At 70.9% G+C, this 19,948-nt stretch carries 19 protein-coding genes; 6 read left to right on the top strand and 13 right to left on the bottom strand.

Features of this window, described 5'->3' with window-relative positions; all coding sequences use genetic code 11:
- From QZV97_RS16910 to QZV97_RS16970, 13 genes are all read right to left on the bottom strand, one after another.
- Window positions 1-217, bottom strand: a 217-nt coding sequence (locus QZV97_RS16910) for a flagellar motor protein MotB (protein ID WP_295645164.1), incomplete at its 3' end; no start/stop codon positions are given.
- A 120-nt stretch (window positions 218-337) separates the two neighbouring features.
- Window positions 338-1,198, bottom strand: a complete 861-nt coding sequence (gene motA, locus QZV97_RS16915; protein WP_295645167.1) for a flagellar motor stator protein MotA — start codon at window positions 1,196-1,198, stop codon at window positions 338-340.
- 189 nt (window positions 1,199-1,387) lie between these two features.
- Window positions 1,388-2,197 carry a class I SAM-dependent methyltransferase gene (locus QZV97_RS16920; protein ID WP_295645170.1) on the bottom strand — a complete coding sequence of 270 codons (810 nt, stop codon included), beginning with the start codon at window positions 2,195-2,197 and terminating at the stop codon, window positions 1,388-1,390.
- Between the two features lie 34 nt (window positions 2,198-2,231).
- Window positions 2,232-2,768 carry a flagellar transcriptional regulator FlhC gene (flhC, locus tag QZV97_RS16925; RefSeq protein WP_295645173.1) on the bottom strand — a complete coding sequence of 179 codons (537 nt, stop codon included), beginning with the start codon at window positions 2,766-2,768 and terminating at the stop codon, window positions 2,232-2,234.
- Between the two features lie 31 nt (window positions 2,769-2,799).
- Window positions 2,800-3,123, bottom strand: a complete 324-nt coding sequence (gene flhD / locus QZV97_RS16930; RefSeq protein WP_295645176.1) for a flagellar transcriptional regulator FlhD — start codon at window positions 3,121-3,123, stop codon at window positions 2,800-2,802.
- A gap of 206 nt (window positions 3,124-3,329) precedes the next feature.
- On the bottom strand, window positions 3,330-4,454 hold the full coding sequence (locus QZV97_RS16935; RefSeq protein ID WP_295645179.1) for a DegT/DnrJ/EryC1/StrS family aminotransferase: 1,125 nt from the start codon (window positions 4,452-4,454) through the stop codon (window positions 3,330-3,332).
- Window positions 4,454-4,897, bottom strand: a complete 444-nt coding sequence (locus tag QZV97_RS16940; RefSeq protein ID WP_295645182.1) for an FdtA/QdtA family cupin domain-containing protein — start codon at window positions 4,895-4,897, stop codon at window positions 4,454-4,456. The genes QZV97_RS16935 and QZV97_RS16940 overlap by 1 nt, the downstream gene beginning before the upstream one ends.
- A 17-nt stretch (window positions 4,898-4,914) precedes the next feature.
- The gene (locus QZV97_RS16945; RefSeq protein ID WP_295645186.1) at window positions 4,915-6,372 is read right to left on the bottom strand and encodes a hypothetical protein; all 1,458 of its coding nucleotides are present in this window, start codon (window positions 6,370-6,372) and stop codon (window positions 4,915-4,917) included.
- Window positions 6,372-7,130: a methyltransferase domain-containing protein gene (locus tag QZV97_RS16950; RefSeq protein WP_295645190.1), complete on the bottom strand. Its 759-nt coding sequence runs from the start codon at window positions 7,128-7,130 to the stop codon at window positions 6,372-6,374. The genes QZV97_RS16945 and QZV97_RS16950 overlap by 1 nt, the downstream gene beginning before the upstream one ends.
- Window positions 7,127-8,110: a GNAT family N-acetyltransferase gene (locus tag QZV97_RS16955; RefSeq protein ID WP_295645193.1), complete on the bottom strand. Its 984-nt coding sequence runs from the start codon at window positions 8,108-8,110 to the stop codon at window positions 7,127-7,129. The genes QZV97_RS16950 and QZV97_RS16955 overlap by 4 nt, the downstream gene beginning before the upstream one ends.
- A 34-nt stretch (window positions 8,111-8,144) precedes the next feature.
- Window positions 8,145-10,436 carry a hypothetical protein gene (locus QZV97_RS16960; protein WP_295645196.1) on the bottom strand — a complete coding sequence of 764 codons (2,292 nt, stop codon included), beginning with the start codon at window positions 10,434-10,436 and terminating at the stop codon, window positions 8,145-8,147.
- Window positions 10,437-10,513: 77 nt separating this feature from the next.
- Window positions 10,514-12,022, bottom strand: coding sequence for a hypothetical protein (locus QZV97_RS16965; RefSeq protein WP_295645201.1), 1,509 nt, complete (start codon window positions 12,020-12,022; stop codon window positions 10,514-10,516).
- A complete protein-coding gene (locus QZV97_RS16970) occupies window positions 12,019-13,962 on the bottom strand; it encodes a tetratricopeptide repeat protein (RefSeq protein ID WP_295645206.1) in 1,944 nt (647 codons plus the stop codon). The genes QZV97_RS16965 and QZV97_RS16970 overlap by 4 nt, the downstream gene beginning before the upstream one ends.
- A gap of 411 nt (window positions 13,963-14,373) precedes the next feature.
- Here QZV97_RS16970 and QZV97_RS16975 point away from each other — a divergent pair, with 411 nt between their 5' ends.
- The 6 genes from QZV97_RS16975 (at window position 14,374) to QZV97_RS17000 (ending at window position 19,709) form a co-directional block, all read left to right on the top strand.
- Window positions 14,374-15,315, top strand: coding sequence for a flagellin (locus QZV97_RS16975; RefSeq protein WP_295645209.1), 942 nt, complete (start codon window positions 14,374-14,376; stop codon window positions 15,313-15,315).
- A gap of 211 nt (window positions 15,316-15,526) precedes the next feature.
- Complete coding sequence (locus tag QZV97_RS16980) at window positions 15,527-16,471, top strand: flagellin (RefSeq protein WP_295645212.1); 945 nt, start codon at window positions 15,527-15,529, stop codon at window positions 16,469-16,471.
- A 145-nt stretch (window positions 16,472-16,616) separates the two neighbouring features.
- Window positions 16,617-18,056: a flagellar filament capping protein FliD gene (fliD, locus tag QZV97_RS16985; protein WP_295645215.1), complete on the top strand. Its 1,440-nt coding sequence runs from the start codon at window positions 16,617-16,619 to the stop codon at window positions 18,054-18,056.
- Window positions 18,057-18,186: 130 nt separating this feature from the next.
- Window positions 18,187-18,600, top strand: a complete 414-nt coding sequence (gene fliS, locus QZV97_RS16990; RefSeq protein ID WP_295645218.1) for a flagellar export chaperone FliS — start codon at window positions 18,187-18,189, stop codon at window positions 18,598-18,600.
- Between the two features lie 32 nt (window positions 18,601-18,632).
- Window positions 18,633-18,932 (top strand): flagellar protein FliT, encoded by a 300-nt coding sequence (locus QZV97_RS16995; protein ID WP_295645221.1) that lies wholly within the window; start codon window positions 18,633-18,635, stop codon window positions 18,930-18,932.
- A gap of 15 nt (window positions 18,933-18,947) precedes the next feature.
- On the top strand, window positions 18,948-19,709 hold the full coding sequence (locus QZV97_RS17000; protein WP_295645224.1) for a flagellar brake protein: 762 nt from the start codon (window positions 18,948-18,950) through the stop codon (window positions 19,707-19,709).
- Window positions 19,710-19,948: the final 239 nt, after the last annotated feature.

Below are 19,948 nucleotides of genomic sequence, written 5' to 3' on the forward strand. Positions count from 1 at the left end.
TCATCGAGACCTTGATCGGGTTGTTGAAGTAGTCCTGGATGCCCTTGCGGTCGCCTTCGGTGGTCGAGCCCAGCAGCCACATCAGCAGGAAGAAGGCCATCATCGCCGTCACGAAGTCGGCGTACGCGATCTTCCACGCGCCGCCATGCGCCGCATGGCCGCCCTTCTTGATCTTCTTGACGATGATCGGCTGCAGTTTCTTGGCATCACCAGCCATGTGGAGCCCCCACGTCGCCGGGTACGGCTCCTGCCCCCCGAGGGGGCGCCGCTGGCGGCCCGGCGAAGCCGGATCCGCGGCGGACCTCGGTTAGAAGCGCTTCACTGACCGAGACCTCATTCACTTTTTGCCCTTCACGTGGCCTTCGAGCTCGCTGAAGCTCGGCCGCTCGGTCGAGTACAGCGTCTTGCGCCCGAACTCCACCGCGATCGCCGGCGCGTAGCCCTGCATCGACGCCAGCAGCGTGGTCTTGATGCACTGCAGTTCCTTCGTGCCTTCGTCGTTCTTCTGCTCCAGCAGGCCGCCCAGCGGCTCGACGACCGCGTAGGCCAGCAGGATGCCGAGGAAGGTACCGACCAGCGCCGAGCCGATCATCCCGCCCAGCACGGCCGGCGGCTGGCCGACCGAGCCCATGGTGTTGACCACGCCCAGCACCGCGGCCACGATGCCGAAGGCCGGCAGCGCACCCGCCAGGCGGCCGATCGCCGCGGCCGGCGCATGCGCCTCGTGATGGTGGGTGTCGATCTCGCTGTCCATCAGCGACTCGATCTCGTGCGGGTTCAGGTTGCCGCTGACCATCATGCGCAGGTAGTCGGTGATGAACTCGACCACGTGGTGGTCGCTGCCGACGGTCGCGTACTTCTTGAACAGCGCGGAGTTGTGCGGATCCTCGACGTCCTTCTCGATCGCCATCAGGCCTTCCTTGCGGGCCTTCTGCAGGATGTCGTAGAGCAGCGCCATCAGCTCCATGTAGCGCGCCTTGGTGTACTTGCTGCCCTTGAGCAGCTTGGGGATAGCCTTGCCGACCGCCTTCAGCACCTTGGGCTGGTTGGCCACCACGAAGGCACCCATGGCGCCGCCGCCGATGGCCATCATCTCGGTCGGGATCGCATGAAGGATCACGCCGATGTTGCCGCCGTGGATGATGTACGCGCCGAAGATGCACCCCAGCGCGACGACATAACCAATGATGACGAACATGATGGGAGGGTCGGGTGGTGCCGGCGCGGACGCCGGCGGGGTGTTCTGCGTTGTTCCCAGTCCTTATCGGCGTGCCGGCAGGCATCTTGAGCCGGGCTGCTGCGCTGCAACGGCCAAAAAAGAAGGCGGATCGCAGGCGATCCGCCTTCAAACCAGGAGAGAGACACACACGGGAAACCGTTGCCCGTCCTATCGGCGCCGCGGACGCGGAACTTGAGCGCTTTCTGCGAAGGGCATGCGATACAGCCACAGCGGCCGGCCGTCGGGGCAGCGCAGCACCGCCCGCGGCACGAGGCCGGCCGCCTCGAACTCCAGGCTGGCCAGCCAGGCGCCCGGCGCCAGCTCGGCCTGCGCCTTGGTCACCGCGCGCGGCAGGCTTTCGGGTCGCTGGAACAGATAGACCATCGAGGCGCCGCGCCAGTCGGCCGCCCACATGTCGCCACGGCGGATGCGCGCCCGCAGGCCCTGGCGTCGGCAACGCCACCACGCGGCGGCGGCGATCGGCCCGCTGTGCTCGACGCCGTCCAGCAGCGCCAGCGGATAGGCGCGACGCAGCGCCGCGAGGCCGTGCCCCAGGCCGCAGCCGGCGTCGATGACACGCGCCGCGGGCGGCAGGGGCGCCAGTTCGGCCAGGCCGTCGAGCGCCGCCTCGGGCGTCGGGAACAGCGGCGCGTCGCGCCAGGCCTTCAGGGGATAGATCGCCAGCAGCGCGGCCAGGGCCGACAGCCAGGCCCAGGCGGGCAGGCCCGCCGCCAGGCCGCTGGCCAGCAGCGAGACGGGGAAGCCGCCCGCCAGCAGCAGGCGACGCATCGGGGTCGCGCCGGTCAGCGAGAACGAGACGCCGACCGTCAGGCCGGCAGCGACCGCGACCCACAGCGGCGCGGTGCTGCCGCGCAGTGCGAGGAAGGCCGCCCACGCCAGGCCCCAGGCCAGCAGCGCGGGCAGCGGCCACAGGCGTTGCAGGCCCGGGAGCGGCGCGACCAGGCCGGCGCTGCTCATGGTGGCCCGGAGCGGGTGGGCTGGTCCGGGGCGATCAGTGCAGGTGCAGCGCGCCGGCCGCCTTGCCCTTGCCGGCACGCGCCGGGGGGTTGCACAGGCCGCAGACGAAGTGCTTGCCGATCTCGTGCGGGTGGGTCACGAAGTGGCCGCCGCACTTGGAGCATTCGGTCATCGTCAGCATGCCGTTGTCGATGAACTTCACCAGGCGCCAGGCCCGCGTGACCGACAGCAGCGCCTCCAGGCCCTGCGACTCGGTCTGCTCGAGGTACAGGCGGTAGGCCTTGATCACGGTGTCGATCTCGTCGAGCGCCGCGACCTTGTTCAGGTACTCGTGGATGTTCAGGAACAGGCTGGCGTGGATGTTCGGCTGCCAGGTCATGAACCAGTCGGTCGAGAACGGCAGCTGGCCCTTGCTGGGCGACTTGCCGGCCACTTCCTTGTACAGGCGCAACAGGCGCTCGTAGCTGAGGTCGGTTTCCGACTCCAGCACCTGCAGGCGGGCGCCGAGCTGGATCAGCGTGACGGCACGTTCGATCTGCCTGGCTTCGGTGAGGATGCTCTTGTTGCGCATGGTGTCGGTCTCCGGCGGCTCGTTCTTGGGATCAGGCGGCCTCTTGATGGCGGCCGGCCATCAGGATGTTGGCGTGCAGGCGGCTGACGCCGTCGTTCGCGGCGGTCTTGCCGTGGTTGGTCAGCAGGCCCCAGACCAGGTCGTCGTCGACGCGCATCTTGCACAGCAGCGTGTTGCCGGAGGCGATCTTCATCATCTGCGCCGGGCTCAGCGTGCCGATGACGTCGGCGGTGTCCTCCGAGACGCCCAGGCGGAACAGCGCCTGGTCGCGGTCGGCCCGGATCAGGCTCTGCGCCAGCATCAGGTACGACAGGTTGGCTTCGCGGATCTCCATCAGGACTTGCTCGGTGTTCATGGCGCTTTTCCCTCGGCTCGTTTGTGCGGTTCGAATCTGGCGGATGTTTCGGGTGTTGCTTTCGCGTTCACCGTGGAAAGAACTGTAGGCAGCCGAACGCGAAGCTTGAATAGGGCAACGGCTGTTTGCGGCGTCACCGCGAACAGACAGGCTTGTCAGTGAAGTTCCTACAGGGACGGCGCGTCCCTGTCAGGGGGTGCCGTGACTTACGACCGGGCGATCGCGCTACAGGCCGATCGCACGGCGGCAACGACCGCGGCGACGCCCTCGTCCGACAGCGTCGGATCCATCGGCAGGCTCAGCACCTCGGCGGACAGGCGGTCGGCCATCGGCAGGTCCGCGCCCGCGAACTCGCCATAGGCCGCCTGACGGTGAGCCGGCGTCGGATAGTGGACCAGCGTGGCGATGCCGCGCGCCTGCAGTTCCGCGTCGAGGCGGTCACGCTGCGCATGTCGCACGACGTAGAGATGCCACACCGGCTCCGCATCCGCCGGGCCACCGTCGGGCAGGATCAGCCCCGGCAGGCCCCGCAGGGCCTCGCCGTAGTGACGCGCGATCTCGCTGCGGCGGGCGTTGTCGGCGTCCAGCTGCTTCAGGCGCTCGCGCAGGAAGGCCGCCTGCAGTTCGTCGAGCCGCGTGTTGTAGCCCGCCGCCTCGTGCCGGTACTTGACGCGCGAGCCGTAGTTGCGCAGCAGCCGGATGCGGTCCGCCAGCGCGTCGTCGTCGGTCGTCACGGCGCCGCCGTCGCCGAGGGCGCCGAGGTTCTTGCCCGGGTAGAAGCTGAAGGCCGCGGCATCGCCGAGCGCGCCGCAGCGTCGCGCACCGAGGCGCGCGCCGTGGGCTTGCGCGGCATCCTCCAGCAGCTTCAGGCCGCGGCGCGCGGCGATCTCGCGCAAGGCGTCCATCGCCGCCGGTCGGCCGTACAGGTGCACCGGCACCAGCGCCCGCGTGCGCGACGTGATCGCCGCCTCGACGCGCGCCGGGTCGAGGTTGAAGCTGGTCGCGTCGGGCTCGACGGGCACCGGCGTGGCCCCGGCCTGGCTCACCGCCAGCCAGGTCGCGATGAAGGTGTGCGACGGCACGATCACCTCGTCGCCGGGCCCGATGCCCCAGGCGCGCAGCACCAGGTGGAGCGCGTCCAGCCCGTTGCCCACGCCGACGCAGTGCTTCACGCCGCAGTAGGCGGCGAACTCGCGCTCGAAGGCTTCGGTTTCCTCGCCCAGCAGCACCCGGCCGCTGGCCAGCACGCGTGCCAGCGCCGCGGCATAGGCCGCTTCGTGGCGCAGGTTGATGCGCTTCAGGTCGAGGAAAGGCACCGACGCCGCGGACATCACGCCGGCTCCGGCCCGCGCGGTGTCTTGCGGCGGTTGCCGTGCACCTGGAGCATGAACTCGCTGTAGTCGCGCAGGTAGTCGGCTTCGTCGAAGTGCTCGGACGCCAGCACCATGCACACGCTGCCCGAGGAGAAGTTGTCCAGTTCCCGCCAGGTCATCGGCGGCAGGTACAGGCCGAGGTAGGAGCGGTTGAGGTGGATGCGCTTCTTCTCGAAGCCGTCGTCCAGCACGATGTCGAAGCTGCCGGACATGGCGATGACGAACTGGTGCAGCGCGAGGTGGGCGTGGCCGCCGCGCTCCGAGCCGCCCGGCACGTCGTAGAGGTAGTAGACGCGCTTGATGTCGAAGGGCAGCTGACGCCCGCCCTCGACGAAGGTCAGGTTGCCGCGCGGATCCTGGATCTTCGGCAGCTCGATGATGCGGCAGTCGGCAAGGGCCATCTCTGACTCTCCGTGGTTCAGTGGGCGACCGGTGCTTCGGCCAGCACCAGGCCCTGGACGATCTGGTCGGACAGCGCGGTCGCGAACGGCCCGGCGCTGTTGCCGATGGTCAGGAGGCCCGGCAGGCGCTGCAACAGCGCCGCGCGATGCTCGGCATAGGCCGCCAGGCCGTCGGCCGTCGGCAGCGGCAGCGCGCCGGCCATGCGCATCAGCCTGGCGAAGCCCGGCGTCGCGTCCGCGCGCACGATGCCCAGGCGGGCCAGGTCGTCCAGCACGGCCTGCAGCGTGGCCGCGTCGTCGGCGAGTGCGCCGTGACGGGCCTGCAGCACCTCGGGATGGGCCTCGACGACGAGGCGCACATCGGGCGAGTCGAACTCGCCCGCGCAGTCGCTCACATGGTTGACGCGGTACAGGCCGGTGTCGGCCGCCGCCGCGTGGACGACGCTGAAGCTGCGCGACACCGCAGCGCGCGGCAGGCGCAGGAAAGCCAGCAGCAGCGGCAGCCGCTGCTCGGGCGGCGCCGGCACGTCCTGCCCGCAGGCGGCCAGCCCCTGATGCGGCGACAGCGCCCAGGCCAGGCGCTGCGCATGCACCGTCGCGCCGTCGGCCAGGCGCAGCGTATAGCCCCGGGCCCCGGCTTCGACCGCCTGGAGCTTGGTCAACCGGCAGTCGACCTGGGGCGCAGCCTCCAGCTCCGCGCCGAGCGTCGCGCACAGGTCGGCGACGCTGGCCCCGACCGGGTAGCTGAACTCGGTCGGCGGCAGCGCCTGCGGCCGGCCGTCCAGCCACGACAGCAGCGTCTCCGGCCAGTACAGCGGCAGCCAGGGAATGCGGTGGTACAGCGCCGCGAGCTGGTCCGCGTCGCGACCCAGCACCTGCCGCGCAAACGGTGCGAACACAGCATCGTGCAGCACGCGGCCATGGTTGAGGCGCGAGACCGTGACGCAGTCCAGCAGCGCGCCGTCGGGGCCCCGGCCATCGGCGGCCCAGTCGTTCTTGCGCCGCGCGTGCCAGGGCGAGGCACGGGCCGCATCGATCCCGGCGGCCAGCTCGGCCCGCGCGGCCGCCGCGCAGGCCAGTTCGGGCAGCGCAGCCAGTCCGTTGGCCAGCAGCAGGTCGGGCAGCCAGCGACCCTCGATCCACATCTGCGGCGCCGCCAGGGTGCGCGTGGCCTGCCGGCCCTGGATGTAGTCCTGCACGACGCCGACGAAGCGGCCGATGTCGTTGCGGACCAGCGGGTCGTAGCTCGCCAGCGGCGGCGGCGTGCCGGGCTGGCGGAACGAGGTGAACTCGTAGCTCACCATGCCGGCGTCCCAGCGCCGGCCGTCGGCCTGGACCCCGGCGAAGTAGGCGCCCCAGGGCCCGCCGGGGTTCACGACGACGGTCCGCAAGCCGCGACGCGCGCGCTCGGTCGCGGCGACCGCCACCGCCAGCGAGTTGCCGACGATGGCCAGCGGGGTCTCGACACTCGTCATCAGGCCGGCCTCGGCGCCGTGCACCGCAGGTTCACGAAGATCTCCGACCCCAGGCCCGGCACGTGCCGCTCCAGGCCGTACAGGCCGGACAGCATGCGCTCGTCCAGCAGGCCGACGCCCTGCAGCTGCGCCATCTGGCGGTGCGTGAAGGGCTTGACGAAGTAGGAGCCGCTCTCCTGCACCTCGAAGCCGCAGCGGCGGCACAGCTCGCCCAGGATGTCGAGGTCGAAGGTGCGGGGCTGCTGCAGGCTGCGCTGGTTGGCCGACAGCTCGTGCAGCTCGGTGATCAGGCCCATCTCCAGCGCCAGCAGGCGGTGCAGCGACCGCGCGTTCGGCACGTTGACATGCACGCGCGTGTCGGGGCCGCACAGCGAGGCCACCGCGGCCAGCAGCGGCTGGCAGTCGGGCACCTCGTGCAGCAGGCCGCTGAGCAGGATGCAGTCGAAGCGCTCGGCGGCCAGCACGCCGGCGGCGTCCTCCATGAAGGCCTGGACCACGTGCACGCGCGCATCGCCGTCCGCCGTCGCCGTGGCCTGCTGCGCAAAGCCGGCCCCCGGTTCGACGACGCAGAAGCGGTCGAAGTCGCGGTAGTGCGCGAACAGCGGATCGCTGCCGCAGCCGACCTCGAGCAGGCGCCGCGGCTGCCACCGCGCCAGCAGCTCCAGCAGCATGCGCTTGCGCATCAGCGCCTGGGTCGGCTCGAAGTCGCTGGCCGCGTAGGCGCGCTGGTAGTCGTCGATGTCGCGTGCGGAGCTCATGCGCTGTCCGATCGGGAGGGAAGAACCAGTTCGAGAGTCTGCAGCACGGTGCCCCGCCCGCCGAACATCTCCTTCTGTGCCGCCAGGCCGGCGTTGAGCTGGCGGCCCTGGTCGATCGTGGACACGCCGAAGTTCAGCCAGCGGCAGCCTTCGGACGCGACGTCCAGCAGGTGGGCGATGACGGCATCCATCGCGCCGACCTCGCGGCCGGCCGGCGAGCTGGCCAGGTACTGGGTGTGCAGCACGCCGTCGTAGCGGTAGGTCACCGCGCCGGCGAGCAGCGCGCCGCCGTCGGCCGCATGGGCCCCGACCAGCTGGATCTGCGCGAAGCGCCGCGCCAGCAGCTGCATCTCGTCGAGGCGGTGCGTCGGCGCGACGCCATGGCGCTCGGCCAGCACCTCGCCCAGCAGGGTCCAGTAGGCCGCGTAGTCTTCGCTCACCCGGACCTCGACACCGGCGCGGCGCGCCTTCGACAGCGCATGGCGCCGGCCCTTGGCCAGCGGCGGCCGGCGCGCCAGGTCCACCGTCGTCGACAGATCGGTGCGGACGACGCGCGCGCCCAGGCGGTGCAGCGCGTAGACGTCGTCCTCGGCCGGTTGCCGGTGGTAGAGGTGCGGCACCGGCTTGTACAGCAGCCGGCCGGCCCCGCGTTCCTGCAGCGCTGCGACCAGGGCGTCGAACTGCGCCAGCACGTCGGCCGCGCCGCACCCCGGATGCATCAGCAGCCCGCCGAAGGTCAGGCCGCCGTGCGAGACCCAGTCCGTCCCGACGCGATGCGCCGGCAGCAGCGCGACCAGCTCGCCGTCGTCGTAGAACATCAGCGAGGCGTCCTCGAAGCGGTCCGCGTGGTAGTCCAGGTAGCCGCGCTCGAACAGGAACACGCCGTTGCGCGCCGTGCGCACGAAGGCATCCCAGTCGGGCTGGGCCTCGGGGACGTAGGACTTGACGCTCAGCATCGGCTCGGTCGCTTGGCGCTGCATTCTGGCCGGGACTGGGCCGGGCGCAAGGGCAGGTTCACGTTTCGATGATCTGGTGCAGCGCCCGCCGGAACTCGGCGCGCGAGAAGCAGCGTTCGTAGAAGGCGCGGGCCTCGGCGGCGAGCTCGGCGTGGCGCGGGCCGAGCGTGCGCAGGTGGTGCGACAGCTGGTCGAGGCTGGCCCAGCCCAGCGCCTCGTTCGCGTACGACGAGTAGTCGGCCAGCAGCGAACCGGCCTCGAAGCCCGAGAAGGGCAGCACCGGCATGCCGCAGCCCTGGGCCTCGATGCCGGCGCGGCCGCCCGAGACCGGCGCCGAGCCGATGTAGAAGGCCGCGTCCAGCTCGGCCAGCTGCCGCCACACCGAGGGCACCAGCCCCAGGTGCACGAATCGCGACGCCGCCAGGCCCTGCGCCGACAGGTGCGCGCGGATCTCGGCCAGCCAGGCTTCGTCCAGCGGCCCGATGTGGAAGAACTGGCCGCGGACCGCCTGCAGCGCCGTCGCGACGATGGCCTGCAGCGCGAACGGCCCGCGCCGCGCGAACTTGCCCGGCCGCCCCGAGGTAACGACCGAGAACTGCCGGCCCTTCACGCGCACCGGCGACCGCAGCCCCTGGTCGGGCACGTACAGCGGCAGGCGCTGCACCGGGCGGTCGAGGTCGATCTCGCAGCGCTCGTGCAGCGTCGCGATGAAGTCGACATGGCGCAAGCCCGGCACGGTGCAGCCCAGGCTGGGGTTGTGGTCGCAGTGATGGAACAGCGCCTGGCGCTCCAGCGGCTGCGAGGCCAGCGTCGCCACGAAGGGCAGCGGGTCCTGGTGGTGGTTGAAGTAGAGGATGTTCTTCGGCCGCAGGCTGCGCACCAGGTCGTGCAGGGTCTGCGCCTTGGACCACAGCGACGCGCCCGGCAGCGCGATCACCGCCGCGTGGCCGTAGCGCTGCAGCAGCCAGTCCATCTGGCTGCGGTCCTTGTGGATCGTCTGGAACAGGTCGGTCAGCACGATGACCGGATGGCTCACCTCCAGCGACACGTCCTCGACGACCTTGGAGTGCCCCCCCAGGTTGTACAGCTCGGTGGCGAGGATCAGCGTGGTGTCGCCCGGCGGCAGCACCTGGGTGGCCGGGCGGCCGGCGGCGAGGCGCTGCGCGAGCGCGAGCATCGCGCGGTCCAGGCCCGGGTAGTAGAGCGCCGTGTGGGCCACGCCGGGCTGGCAGAAGTCGCGGTGCACGCCGTTGACCAGGCCGGACATCGCGTCCTCGTGGCGGCCGTCGGCGATGGCCCGCTCGATCGCGGCGCCGACCTCGTCGAGATGGCGGAAGGCCGGCGCCGACTCGCGCCGCGCGGCGGCGAGGCGCGCGACCAGCGCGGCATCGATGCTGCCCTCGCGGGTCGGGATCGGCCCGAAGGCGGGGTAGCGCTCGAGCAGGTGCGCGGCCGAGGCCAGCAGGGCATCGGCCGCCGGCGCGCGGCCCTCGGCGTCATGGTGCAGCGGCAGCCGCAGCACCTGCGCGAAGCGCTGGTGCTCGCAGACCGCGGCCAGCGCCAGGCCGGTGGCCCAGAGCGTGCCGCCGAGCAGGGGGTCGAGGCGGTGCACGCTGTCGCGCGCGACGACCACGGCCAGGTCGTCCAGCGTGACCGCGCGTGCGCTGGCCGCGTGATCGTGGCGGCACCCCGCATCGACCACGAGGCCCGCGCGCAGGTAGCCCTGGCCCGCGCCGTCCACCGCGCAGCCCGAGAAGCCGATCAGCGTGCCGGCCCGCTCGTCGGGCGGGATGGCCGCGAGCACGGCGTTCAGTCGATGGCCGAAGCCGGCCGGAAAGTAGACGTCCTCGCTGCACACCAGCACCCAGTCGGTCTCGCAGTGCGGCAGCGCGCCGTCCAGCGCCTCGGCGGGACCGGCCGCGCCGGTGCAGGCGATGACGCGCGCGTCGACCTCGCGCAGCCCGGGCGAGGCGTCGGCATTGCGCTGCAGGCGGGCGTCGTCGCTGGCGGCGACGACCACGGTGAAGCGGCTCGGCCCGCTGTCGGCGGGCACGGCCTCGAAGCAGCGCTCGGCGTCGAGATGCAGGACCTCGCCGTGCGGTTCGGTTCGCCATTGGGCGTGCGGCATCCAGCCCGCATCCATCAGCAGCTTGCACAGCACCGAGGGCTGGGCCAGCGGGCCGGCCAGCGCTGGATCCCAGCGCAGTTCGATGCGGACGATGTCCTCGGGCATCGCGGCGACCTCGAGCAGCGTGCGCGTCGCCTCCGCCCCGAAGTCGAAGCGCAGGCGGCCGATGTCGGCCAGCGGAACGAGAGGCAGGGACGGATCCAGGGCGCAGTGGAGGCTCATGCCTCGATCATCCCGGCACGGGGCCGACACGTTTGCGCCGAACAGCGGCCGAAAGCCGGCGCTGTTGCGCGATCCGGTCAGTGGGAAGCCGCGGCCGGCTCGGCCGCGTGTTCAGGCGCAGAGGCGGCCACGGGCTCGTCGGCCGGCAGGTCGTCGGGCACGCCGCCGAAGCCGGCCTGCCAGGTGCGCGCGTGCATGCGCTCGGCCAGCGTGGTGTCGCGCTTGCGCAGCACGATGCGCAGCAGCGCGGCGGCCTCGGGCGCGCCCTCGCGGCCCTGGGCGTCGAGCCAGCGGCTCTGCGCCAGCTCGAAGCGGTGGTCGAACCAGCCGCGCTCGGCGTAGCCGTCGCACCAGGGCTGCCAGCGGCTCGCGTCGAGCCCCGGCCGCACCGCGAAGTCCATCTCCAGTTCGCCGCCCGGCTGCAGCAGCGCCAGCGCGTTGCCGACCAGGGTGTCGGCATCGGGGCTGCGCTCCAGCGCGCGGCCCGCGCACAGGCGCTCCAGGCCGCCGGCCTCCAGCCGCAGCGGGCTGCCGAAGCGGGTACCGAGTTCCAGCGGCAGTTCCAGCGGTTCGGCGCCCAGATCGGCGACGACGTCGGGTTCGTGGCGCGCTTCGCGGTCGAGGTTGAGCCAGCCCGGACGGTAGCCCGCAGCGGTCTCCAGCTGCATCTGCCGCGGCCGCCAGGCCGACAGCGCGTCGTGCGTCTGGCGGTGGCCGCGCAGGTAGCCGGCCGCGAAGGCCAGCAGGTCGGCATAGGCCTCCATCGGGTCGTGGCAGCGCCAGGCCGCCAGCCGCGCGCGCGCCGCGTCGAAGCCGGCGGCACTGCGGAACTCGTGACGGAAGTAGTGCTCCAGGCCGTCGTCGCCGCGCAGCCACTGCACCGCGTCCTCGAAGCCCGCCGGCACCACGGTGTTCGGCCCGCGTTCGGACACGAAGGGCGTGCCGAGCGACAGGCAGTGGAAGGCGCGCGCCTGCTCGAAGCGGCTGGTCTCGTAGAAGTGGCAGTTGATCACCGCCTTGGCCTGGCGCACCAAGCGGTCGCGCTCGGGGCCGTACAGCGCATGCGTCAGGCCGGTGACCTTGACGCCGCAGGACTCGATGCGCTGCAGGAAGGCCTGGCGGCGCGGATTCATGCTGCCGAAGAACAGCAGGTCGATGGGCCGCTGCTCGAGCGGCAGCTCGTCGCCCGCCGGCTCCAGGTAGGGCGCGTGCAGGAAGGGCACGACCGGCACCTCGCTCGGGTCGGCCGCGTAGGCCGCGAGGTTGGCGGCGTCGTAGTCGACGACCGCCGAGCCGCGCAGCAGCTTCAGGTAGTCGTCGCCGACCTGGGCACCGCCGGCGCCGAGCTGCTCGAGGTTGAAGAAGATGCACGCGTGGCGCTGCTTCCACGCGGCCGGAAAGCCCAGGTGGGCACCGAAGACGATGTTGACCGCGTCCTCGCGCAGCCGGTTCTTGGCCAGCGTGACCTCGGCGCCGAAGCGGCGGAACTGGTGGCGCAGGTAGCGCGCCTGGTCCAGGAAGCCGAGCGAGTGGACGTAGCCCGCAGGCTGCATCACCACCAGGTGGACGGCGGGAATCGAGTTCATGCGTGCTCGGCGGGCAGATGGTCGGGTGGCAAGCCGGCGGCGTGGCGCGCCCAGGCGCGCAGGTACAGCGCCTCCAGGTCGCGGGCAAAGCGCTCGCTGTCGAACAGCGGCGCGTGCTCGCGCGCATCGGCCAGGCGGGCGCGCAGCGCGGCCCGGGCCGCCGGGTCGCGCACCAGGCGCAGCACGGTGGCTTCGTAGTCGTCCAGGGTCTCGCAGACCAGCTCGGGCAGGTCGACCGCGTGCAGCAGGCTGCCGGCCACGCGCGAGGCGAAGGTCTCGCCCGACAGCGTGACGATGGGCAGGCCGGCCCACAGCGCGTCGCTCGCCGTGGTGTGCGCGTTGCAGGGCCAGGTGTCCAGCATCAGGTCGGCCAGCGCGAGGCGGGCCTGGTGATGTTCAGGCGGCACGGCCAGCGCGAAGTGGATGCGCGCCGGATCGATGCCGCGCTTCGCGGCCTCGTCGCGCAGGTTGGACTTGGCCTGGTCGTTGGCGTCCAGCAGCCACAGCACGGTGTCCGGCGCGGCGTGCAGCAGGCGCATCCAGCTTTCCCAGACCTCGGGCGTGATCTTGAACACGTTGTTGAAGCAGGCCAGCACCACGGCCGCCTCGGGCAGGCCCCAGTCGGCGCGCGTCGCGCCGCCGCCGGGCGCGCGGCCGCGGTCGTTGGGCTGGTAGCTGCGCGGCATCTGCGCCAGCTTCTCGCGGTAGTGGGGCGCGTGCTCGAGCGGCGTGACCCAGCGGTCGCCGATGAAGTAGTCGACGAAGGCGGCGCCGGTCGTGCCGGGAAATCCCAGCCAGCTCATCTGCAGCGGCGCCGGCCGCAAGGCCAGGGTCTGCAGGCGATGACCCTGGGTGTAGCCCTTCAGGTCGATCAGGATGTCGATGCCGTCGGCGCGCATGCGCTCGGCGATCTGGCGCGGCGTCGCCGCGCCCAGCTCGACCCAGTGGCAGGCGGCGCGCTGGAGGCGCTGGCGCACGGCCGAGCGGTCGTCCTTGCTGTGGTCGTAGAGAAAGAGTTCGAAGCGGCTGCGGTCGTGACGCTCCAGCACCTCGGTGGCCAGCAGCGCGGTGGCGTGCTGGTAGAAGTCGCAGGACAGGTAGGCGATGCGAAGGCGCTCGCCGGGCGCGCGCACGCGCTTCACCGGCGGCAGCGGCTTGACGCCGTGCGACAGCCGGCGCGCCTCCAGCTCGGCGGCCTGGCGCAGCTGCAGCGGATGGTGCGGGATGGCCAGCAGCGCGAAGGGCGTGCACTCGTGCGCCAGGCTGCCCGACGCGTGGACCTGGCCCAGCGCCGCCAGCAGCGCCTGCACGTCGGCGTCGAAGTGGTCCCAGCGGCAGGCGAACTGGTCCAGGTGCACCAGGTAGCCGTGGGCCGTGAGGTTGTCGGGTTCCAGCGCGACGGCGGTGCGGAAGCACTCCACCGCCTGTTCGTAGAGCTTGAGCTGCTTGAAGGCCGCGCCCAGGCGCACATAGGCCAGCACCGAGTCCATCTTCTGCGCCAGCGCCTGCATGTAGGGCGCGATCGCCTCGGCCGCGCGGTTGCAGTGGACCAGCGCGGTGCCGTAGTTCAGCAGCGAGTCGTGATGTGTCGGTCCGCCGCCCGGCATGGCTTCGTAGACGGCGATGGCCTGCGCCTGGCGACCCAGGTGCATGCAGCACTGCGCCCGCACGTCGTGCACCTCGGGCAGGCCGGGAGCCACGGCCGCCGCCCGGTCGGCGGCGTCGAGGGCCGACTCGAACTGCTGCAGCTTGACGCGCGCGATCGCCAGCCCCAGCCAGTCGTGTGCCGAGGCGGTGGCGACACCGACGGCCGCACCCAGCTCGCGCTCGGCCTCGACCCAGCGGTGCTTGCGCAGGTGCTCGCGGCCGGCCAGCAGGCGGCCGTGGGCGCGCTTGTGCGCAAGAGGCAGGGCGCGGGCGGCATCGGGGTGGGAAGACATGCAGGGAGCGCGCGCGGACGCGCGGTTCGACGGACTGCAGCGACTCTAGAAAGAGGCCCGAACTGCCGAAGACCAGGAAAGCAGGGAAAAACACCGCCTTTACGGGCCACCGCCGCGGCCCTTTCGAATCCGGCGGCGCGATCGGCCCCTAAAGTTCCTCCACCGGTCGACGAAAACCCTCCCAACGTGACTCCGCAAGGAGCCGCGGGGTCCGGAGTAGCCGACCAATGGTTCGACGGGGACAGCACCTAACCAAGTCCTTGCATCGATCTCAGCGGATGACTCACGCCGGGCGCAGCCCGAAGGCCGCAAGGCCCCAGGGCGCGGCACGAGCCGAGGCGCAAGCCCCAGCCCATGCCGAGGCAATGCCGGCGCTCTTGCCGGGTAGTCATTAACTTTGGAGATCTTGAAATGGCAATGTCAGTCAACACCAACATCATCTCGATGAATGCTCAGCGCAACCTGACCGGTTCGCAGAGCTCGCTCGCGATGTCGATGCAGCGCCTGTCTTCGGGTCTGCGTGTCAACAGCGCCAAGGACGATGCGGCCGGTCTGGCCATCGCCGAGCGCATGAACTCGTCCGTCAAGGGCATGAACGTCGCGATCCGCAATGCCAACGACGGCATCTCGCTGGCGCAGACGGCCGAAGGCTCGCTGGGCAAGGTCGGCGACATGCTGCAGCGCATGCGTGAACTGGCTGTCCAGTCGCGCAACGCGACCAACAGCGACGGTGACCGCGCCAACCTGAACAAGGAATTCAAGGAACTGCAGTCGGAAATCGACCGCACGATCAAGAACACCTCGTTCAACGGCAAGAAGCTGTTCGCCACGGGCGGCTCGACGCTGGAGTTCCAGGTCGGCGACAAGACCACGGCCAACGACCGCATCTCGGTCAGCGCCACGGTCCTCGAAGGCACGGCGATCACCGCCTCGGCCGCTTCGGCGACGACCGGCACGCTGCCGACCGACGCTGAAGTGCTGGGCACCGTGGTCGGCGCCTGGGACGGCTCGGCCGGCACCGGCGTGGCCATCGGTGGCGCCTCGAGCGCCGGCACCGCCGTCGCGGGCACGACGCAGATCGACGAAGCCATCGCCGTGATCGACGCCGCGCTGACCGTCGTCAACGACAAGCGCGCCACCTTCGGTGCGGTGCAGAACCGCTTCGAGAACGTGATCGCCAACCTGGCGGTGAACGTCGAGAACACCGCCGCCTCCCGCGGCCGGATCATGGATGCGGACTTCGCGGCGGAAACCGCGAACCTGTCCCGCGCCCAGATCCTGCAGCAGGCCGGCACCGCGATGGTCTCGCAAGCCAACCAGCTGCCGCAGCAAGTGCTGTCGCTGCTGCGCTGATCGACCCGCCCGGCTCCGGCCGGGCGAGCACGGTCCGCAGGAAGGGGCCGCGTCCGCGAGGACGCGGCCCCTTTTCCATTTCGAATTGCGCCGCGATCCGGGCGCTTTTCGCGCTTTAGTTGCAGCGAGGCCTGGCAAAGAATGCGGCTCACCAAGTAGGTACAGCCGGCTCCCCAGCCGGGAGTCTTTCGATCTCAGAAGGAGAGCTGCCATGCCTCAGACCATCAACACGAACATCGTTTCGCTGAACGCGCAACGAAACCTGAACGGCTCGCAGTCGGCCCTGGCCGTCGCGATGCAACGCCTGTCCTCCGGCCTGCGCGTCAACAGCGCGAAGGACGACGCCGCCGGCCTGGCCATCGCCGAGCGCATGAACTCGCAGGTTCGCGGCATGAACGTCGCGATCCGCAATGCCAACGACGGCATCTCGCTGGCGCAGACGGCCGAAGGCGCGCTGGGCAAGCTGGGCGACATGCTGCAACGCATGCGCGAGCTGGCCGTGCAGTCGCGCAACTCGACCAACAGCGACGGCGACCGCACCAACCTGCAGCGCGAGTTCACGCAGCTGCAGGAGGAAATGGACCGCGTCATCAAGTCGTCCAACTTCAACAGCAAGGCGCTGTTCGACGGCACCGCCGGCACCCTGGAGTTCCAGGTCGGCGCCAACGCCGCCGCCACCGACCGCATCTCGATCGCCTCGATCGACCTGCTGGGCAGCTCGATCACCGCCGCCTCCGCCATCGACACCACCGGCACGCTGGCGGCCGATGCCGACGTGCTGGCCACCGTGGTCGGCATCTGGGACGGCTCGGCCGGCACCGGCGTCGCCATCGGCGGCGTCTCGAGCGCGGGCACCGCGGTCGCGGGCAGCACCGAGATCGACAACGCGATCAACGTCATCGACCGCGCGCTCGGCATCGTCAACGACAAGCGCGCGATCTTCGGTGCGGTGCAGAACCGCTTCGAGGCCGTGATCGGCAACCTGCAGACCGCGGCCGAGAACCAGACCGCCGCCCGCAGCCGCATCATGGACGCCGACTTCGCGGCCGAGACCGCGATGCTGTCGCGCGCCCAGATCCTGCAGCAGGCCGGCAACGCGATGGTGGCGCAGGCCAACCAGCTGCCGCAGCAGGTGCTGCAGCTGCTGGGCCGCTGATCCGCGCGTCACGCACGCCGAACCGGGCTCGCCGCGAGCCCGCACGAGCCCCGTCGCCGCCGTGATGCCTTCATCACGGCGGGCCGCCGGGGCTCAAGTTCTTGTGGCGCCGGCCGAAGACACCGTCGAACCCTGAGAGTCCCGTATGGCCACCATCACCTCCCCCGGCGTCGGCAGCGGCCTCGATGTCAACGGCATCGTGTCGCAGCTGGTCGCGCTGGAGCGCAAGCCGATCGAGAAGCTGGAAGAAGCGGCCTCGACGATCCAGACCCGCATCTCGTCCTACGGCCGGGTGCAGAGCCTGTTCTCGACGCTGCGCGACGCCGCCGCTGCACTGGGCCGCAGCACGCAGTGGCAGCAGACCGCGGCCACGGCGTCGGATGCGACCGCGCTGTCGGTCAGCGCCAGCAGCGGCGCCTCGGTCGGCAGCTACGGCGTCACGGTCAGCAGCCTGGCGCGCTCGCAGAGCCTGGCATCGACCGCCCTGGCGGCCAGCAGCACGGTGGTCGGCGGCGGCACGCTGCAGATCGAGCTGGGCAGCTGGAACGGCGGCAGCACCACCTTCACCCCCAAGGCCGGCGCGACGCCGGTCAGCGTCACCGTGCCGGCCGACGCCACGCTGCAGCAGGTGCGCGACGCCATCAACGGCGCCAACGCCGGCGTCAGCGCCGCGATCGTCACCGACGCCAGCGGCGCGCGGCTCACGCTGCGCTCGCGCGAGAGCGGCCTGACCAACTCGATGCGCATCACCGCGACCGACGGCAACGGCGACCCGCTGACCATCGGCCTGGGCACGCTGGGCTACAACCCGCCGGGCGGCGCCACCGCGATGAGCCAGACGCAGGCCGCCGCCAACGCCGCCGCCACCATCAACGGCCTGGCGGTCACTTCGGAAAGCAACACCCTGTCCGGCGTGCTGGACGGCGCATCGATCACGCTGCTGCGCGAGACCGGCGCGACGCCCGTCAGCGTCAGCGTGACCAGCGACCGCGGCGCGATGAAGAACGCCCTCTCGGCCTTCGTGACCGCCTACAACGCGATCAACAGCTACCTCGCCGAGCAGACCAAGTACGACGACTCCACCAAGACCGCCGGCGCGCTGCAGGGCGACAGCGCGGCACTCGGCATGCGCAGCCAGATGCGCACGCTGCTGCGCGCCCAGAGCGGCGCCAGCACCACGCTGACCAGCCTGTCGGCCATCGGCTTCAACGTGCAGCGCGACGGCTCGATCACGGTCGACAACAAGAAGCTCGAGGCCGGCCTGGACCAGCTGCCCGAGCTGGCGCGCCTGTTCAGCAACGGCGACGAGAACGTGCCGGCGAACGTCGGCTTCGGCGAGCGCTTCCGCACGATGATCGACCAGATCGTCGGCAGCGCCGGCACCCTGACGACGCGCAGCGACGGCCTCAAGGCGTCGCTCAAGCGCAACGAGAAGGACCAGGAGAAGCTCGAGGAGCGCGTGCTGCGCGTGCAGACGCGCCTGCTCAAGCAGTACAGCGCGCTCGACACCCAGATGGGCCAGCTCAACAGCCTGTCCAGCTACGTGACCTCGCAGGTCGCGCAGTGGAACAAGAAGACCACCTGACGGCGGCGCCGCAAAAGACCTGTAAACGCCCCCCACGGGGCGGCTCAAGCTGACGGGATGGATGGCCGATAAACATCCAGCAACCACTCGAACCCGTCAACCCGCCATGTTCGCCGGAACCGCCGCTCCCATGACGTCCCGCTCGCAAGCCTACAGCCACGCCTACCGGCAGGTGGGGGTCCAGACTGGCGTCGACGGCGCTTCGCCGCACCAGCTGGTCGCGATGCTCTACGACGGCCTGCTGGAGACGCTGGCCCTGGCCCGCGCCGCGCTGCGCCAGGGCGACATCGCCCGCAAGGGCAGCGAGCTGACCCGCGCGGTGCGCATCGTCGACGAAGGCCTGAAGTCCGCGCTCAGCCCCGCCGGCGGCGAGCTGGCCCGCCAGCTGGGCGAACTCTACGCGTACCTCGGCCTGCGCCTGACGCAGGCCAACCTGCGCAACGACGAGTCGGCGATCGAGGAATGCGTCCGTTTGATCGAGCCGCTGCGCGACGCCTGGACGACGATCCGTCCCCAGGTCGATGCGTCGGCGGCCCGACGTTGATCTGCAACCGGGTCGGACTGGGAGTAAGCAACGTGAGCACGACCTTGCTGCAACACTACGAAGCCATCGAGCAGGCCAGCGAGCAGATGCTCGAAGCCGCCCGCGGCGGCGACTGGGACCGCGTCGTCAAGCTGGAAGGCGCCTGCGCGATGCTGATCGCGCAGCTGAAGAACGCCGCCGGCACCCACGAGCTGGGTCAGGACGAGCGCCAGCTCAAGAGCCGCATCATGAAGCGCATCCTCGTCAACGATGCCCAGATCCGCAACCTGGCCGAGCCCTGGCTCGAAGACCTGGACCAGCTGATGGCCGGCAAGCCGCGCGTGCTGCACTGAGCCGGAATCTCCGCCATGAGCCAGGAAACGCTGCCGATGCCGCTGTCGGCGATGAGCGGCTCGCCCGCCGGGCTGGACGAGTTTCGCGTCGGCTCGCCGGCCGAGGTGCTGGGCCTGCTGAAGCAGTGCGCTGACGGCAACATCCTGCTCAACCTCAGCTCCCCCGACGGCGCCGGCTACACCAGCACCGTCTGGGCCATCGACGCGCAGCGCGGCATCGTCTGCCTGAGCGCCGACGCCAACGACGTGCGGCTGCAGCACCTGCTGGAGACCGACGAGGTCGTGGCCGTGTGCTACCTCGACAGCGTCAAGCTGCAGTTCGACCTGCACGACCTGGTGCTGGTGCACAACGGCCGCAACAGCGCGCTGAACGCGCGCTTCCCGCGCGAGGTGTACCGCTTCCAGCGGCGATCGAGCTTCCGCGTGAAGCCGATGCTCAACACCCGCCCCACCGCCACGCTGCGCCATCCGGCGCTGCCCGACATGCAGCTGTCGCTGCGCGTGCTGGACGTGAGCATCGGCGGCGTCGCCCTCTTCCTGCCCGACGACGTGCCGCCCATCGAACCCGGCGTGCGCGTGGCCCAGGTGCTGGTCGAGCTGGACGGCGACACCCGTCTGCAGACCGGCTTGGTCATTCACCACATCACGCAGCTGCACCACGAGTCCAAGGGCGCGCGCCTGGGCTGCGAGATGGTCAAGCTGGGCGGCGACGGCGAGCGGGCGCTGCAGAAGTACATCGATCAGACGCAGAAGCGGCGGCGCTTGCTGTCGATCTGAGCCTGCGGCTCGGGCTGGCCCCGGCATCCGTTCGGGCTGAGCCCCACCTCTCCGTTCGGGCTGAGCCTGTTGAAGCCTGGCCTGGGCTGACGCCCACTGTCCCGCTGGCCGCCGAGGCCGCGCCGGTCTCGCCCGGCAGGCGAGTCACTTTCATTTGCTGGCCCAAATGAAAGTAACCAAAGCAAAGGAACGTCTGCACAACGCGCCGCGCGGTGCAGTTTGGAGCGACGTGATGGCGA

This window comes from uncultured Methylibium sp. (genome assembly GCF_902826655.1).
GTDB lineage: Bacteria > Pseudomonadota > Gammaproteobacteria > Burkholderiales > Burkholderiaceae_C > Methylibium.

What these genes read in the sequence shown, in the direction of transcription:
- fliD (WP_295645215.1), top strand. Translation starts at nt 16,617, where the DNA reads ATGGCCACCATCACCTCCCCCGGCGTCGGCAGCGGCCTCGATGTCAAC.
- QZV97_RS16920 (WP_295645170.1), bottom strand. Translation starts at nt 2,197, where the DNA reads ATGAGCAGCGCCGGCCTGGTCGCGCCGCTCCCGGGCCTGCAACGCCTG.
- flhC (WP_295645173.1), bottom strand. Translation starts at nt 2,768, where the DNA reads ATGCGCAACAAGAGCATCCTCACCGAAGCCAGGCAGATCGAACGTGCC.
- QZV97_RS16960 (WP_295645196.1), bottom strand. Translation starts at nt 10,436, where the DNA reads ATGAGCCTCCACTGCGCCCTGGATCCGTCCCTGCCTCTCGTTCCGCTG.
- QZV97_RS16965 (WP_295645201.1), bottom strand. Translation starts at nt 12,022, where the DNA reads ATGAACTCGATTCCCGCCGTCCACCTGGTGGTGATGCAGCCTGCGGGC.
- QZV97_RS17000 (WP_295645224.1), top strand. Translation starts at nt 18,948, where the DNA reads ATGAGCCAGGAAACGCTGCCGATGCCGCTGTCGGCGATGAGCGGCTCG.
- QZV97_RS16950 (WP_295645190.1), bottom strand. Translation starts at nt 7,130, where the DNA reads ATGAGCTCCGCACGCGACATCGACGACTACCAGCGCGCCTACGCGGCC.
- QZV97_RS16980 (WP_295645212.1), top strand. Translation starts at nt 15,527, where the DNA reads ATGCCTCAGACCATCAACACGAACATCGTTTCGCTGAACGCGCAACGA.
- flhD (WP_295645176.1), bottom strand. Translation starts at nt 3,123, where the DNA reads ATGAACACCGAGCAAGTCCTGATGGAGATCCGCGAAGCCAACCTGTCG.
- QZV97_RS16935 (WP_295645179.1), bottom strand. Translation starts at nt 4,454, where the DNA reads ATGTCCGCGGCGTCGGTGCCTTTCCTCGACCTGAAGCGCATCAACCTG.
- QZV97_RS16975 (WP_295645209.1), top strand. Translation starts at nt 14,374, where the DNA reads ATGGCAATGTCAGTCAACACCAACATCATCTCGATGAATGCTCAGCGC.
- QZV97_RS16940 (WP_295645182.1), bottom strand. Translation starts at nt 4,897, where the DNA reads ATGGCCCTTGCCGACTGCCGCATCATCGAGCTGCCGAAGATCCAGGAT.
- fliS (WP_295645218.1), top strand. Translation starts at nt 18,187, where the DNA reads ATGACGTCCCGCTCGCAAGCCTACAGCCACGCCTACCGGCAGGTGGGG.
- QZV97_RS16945 (WP_295645186.1), bottom strand. Translation starts at nt 6,372, where the DNA reads ATGACGAGTGTCGAGACCCCGCTGGCCATCGTCGGCAACTCGCTGGCG.
- QZV97_RS16970 (WP_295645206.1), bottom strand. Translation starts at nt 13,962, where the DNA reads ATGTCTTCCCACCCCGATGCCGCCCGCGCCCTGCCTCTTGCGCACAAG.
- motA (WP_295645167.1), bottom strand. Translation starts at nt 1,198, where the DNA reads ATGTTCGTCATCATTGGTTATGTCGTCGCGCTGGGGTGCATCTTCGGC.
- QZV97_RS16955 (WP_295645193.1), bottom strand. Translation starts at nt 8,110, where the DNA reads ATGCAGCGCCAAGCGACCGAGCCGATGCTGAGCGTCAAGTCCTACGTC.